The organism is Methylosinus sp. sav-2, assembly GCF_004366495.1.
Taxonomy (GTDB): domain Bacteria; phylum Pseudomonadota; class Alphaproteobacteria; order Rhizobiales; family Beijerinckiaceae; genus Methylosinus.
In genome coordinates, this window is record NZ_SOEJ01000041.1 from 1 (window position 1) to 2,345 (window position 2,345).

Genomic DNA, 2,345 nt, shown 5'->3' on the forward strand with positions numbered 1-2,345 from the left:
GCATCGATAGCGTCGAGATAGGAGGCGGCGAGGCCGCCGATCTGCGTGGCGGTGAGGCCGCGCACCTGCGTCGAGGTGAGGTCGGTGACCTGCGTCGTGGAGAGGTTCGAGATCGCCGTGGTGGTGAGCTTGCCGATCTGCGTCGCGGTGAGGCCGGCGAGCTGGGTGGAGGTGAAGGCCTGCACCTCGGTCGAGGTCAGCGCGCCGAAGGCGGTGGCCGAGAGCGATCCGATCTGGGTGGCGGTGAGATTGCCGACCTGGGTCGTCGAGAGATCGCCGACGCTGGTCGAGTTGAAGGCCGCGATCTGGCTGGTCGAGAAGTCGGCCGCATCGATGGCGTCGAGATAGGAGGCGGCGAGGCCGCCGATCTGCGTGGCGGTGAGGCCGCGAACCTGCGTCGAGGTGAGGTCGGTGACCTGCGTGGTGGAGAGGTTCGAGATTGCTGTGGTGGTCAGCTTGCCGAGCTGCGTTGCGGTGAGGCCGGCGAGCTGTGTGGAGGTGAAGGCCTGCACTTCCGTGGAGGTCAGCGCGCCGAAGGCTGTGGCCGAGAGCGATCCGATCTGGGTGGAGGTGAGGTTGGCGACCTGGGTCGTCGAGAGATCGCCGACGCTGGTCGAGCTGAAGGCCGCGATCTGGCTGGTGGAGAAGTCGGCCGCATCGATGGCGTCGAGATAGGAGGCGGAGAGGCCGCCGATCTGCGTGGCGGTGAGGCCGCGCACCTGCGTCGAGGTGAGGTCGGTGACCTGCGTCGTCGAGAGGTTCGAGATCGCCGTGGTGGTGAGCTTGCCGAGCTGCGTTGCGGTGAGGCCGGCGAGCTGTGTGGAGGTGAAGGCCTGCACCTCGGTCGAGGTCAGCGCGCCGAAGGCTGTGGCCGAGAGCGATCCGATCTGGGTGGAGGTGAGGTTGGCGACCTGGGTCGTCGAGAGATCGCCGACGCTTGTCGCGCTGAAGGCCGCGATCTGGCTGGTCGAGAAGTCGGCCGCGTCGATGGTGTCGAGATAGGAGGCGGAGAGGCCGCCGATCTGCGTTGCGGTGAGGCCGCGTACCTGCGTCGAGGTCAGATCAGTGACCTGCGTCGTGGAGAGGTTCGAGATCGCCGTGGTGGTGAGCTTGCCGAGCTGCGTCGCGGTGAGGCCGGCGAGCTGCGTGGAGGTGAAGGCCTGCACTTCCGTCGAGGTCAGCGCGCCGAAGGCTGTGGCCGAGAGCGATCCGATCTGGGTTGAGGTGAGGTTGGCGACCTGGGTCGTCGAGAGATCGCCGACGCTTGTCGCGCTGAAGGCCACGATCTGGCTTGTCGAGAAGTCGGCCGCGTCGATAGCGTCGAGATAGGAGGCGGCGAGGCCGCCGATCTGCGTGGCGGTGAGGCCGCGCACCTGCGTCGAGGTCAGATCAGTGACCTGCGTGGTGGAGAGGTTCGAGATCGCCGTTGTGGTGAGCTTGCCGAGCTGCGTCGCGGTGAGGCCGGCGAGCTGAGTGGATGTGAAGGCCTGCACTTCCGTGGAAGTCAGCGCGCCGAAGGCCGTGGCGGACAGCGCGCCGATTTGGGTTCCGGACAGCGAGGCCACCTGCGTGGTGGTGAGGTTTGAGATCGTGGTTGCATCGAGCGCTGCGATCTGGGTCGTCGAGAAATCGGCTGCGTTGATCGCATCGAGGTATGGGGTGGTGAGTGAAGGGAATGCGGAGAACGCCGAGAGCTGGGCAACAGTGATGCCTCGCACCTGTGTCGAGGTGAGATTGGCGATCTGGGTGGTCGAGAAGTTGGGAATGGTTGTGACGGGGAACTTGCCGATCTGCGTCGCGGTCAATCCGGCGAGTTGCGTCGAGGTGAAGGCCTGCACTTCCGTCGAGGTCAGCGCGCCGAAGGCTGTGGCCGAGAGCGATCCGATCTGGGTGGAGGTGAGGTTGGCGACCTGGGTCGTCGAGAGATCGCCGACCGTCGCCGCGCCGAAGGCCGCGATCTGGCTTGTCGAGAAGTCGGCCGTGTCGATAGCGTCGAGATAGGAGGCGGAGAGGCCGCCGATCTGCGTTGCGGTGAGGCCGCGAACCTGCGTCGAGGTGAGGTCGGTGACCTGCGTCGTCGAGAGGTTCGAGATTGCCGTGGTGGTCAGCTTGCCGAGCTGCGTTGCGGTGAGGCCGGCGAGCTGGGTGGAGGTGAATGCCTGCACCTCGGTCGAGGTCAGCGCGCCGAAGGCTGTGGCCGAGAGCGATCCGATCTGGGTGGAGGTGAGATTGCCGACCTGGGTGGTGGAGAGATCGCCGACGCTGGTCGCGCTGAAGGCCGCGATCTGGCTTGTCGAGAAGTCGGCCGCGTCGATAGCGTCGAGATAGGAGGCGGCGAGGCCGCC

1 pseudogene is annotated in these 2,345 nt (G+C 66.4%); it reads right to left on the reverse strand.

The features are described from left to right. Positions 1-2,345, reverse strand: a pseudogene (locus EDE12_RS22050) (hypothetical protein); the annotation flags it as partial.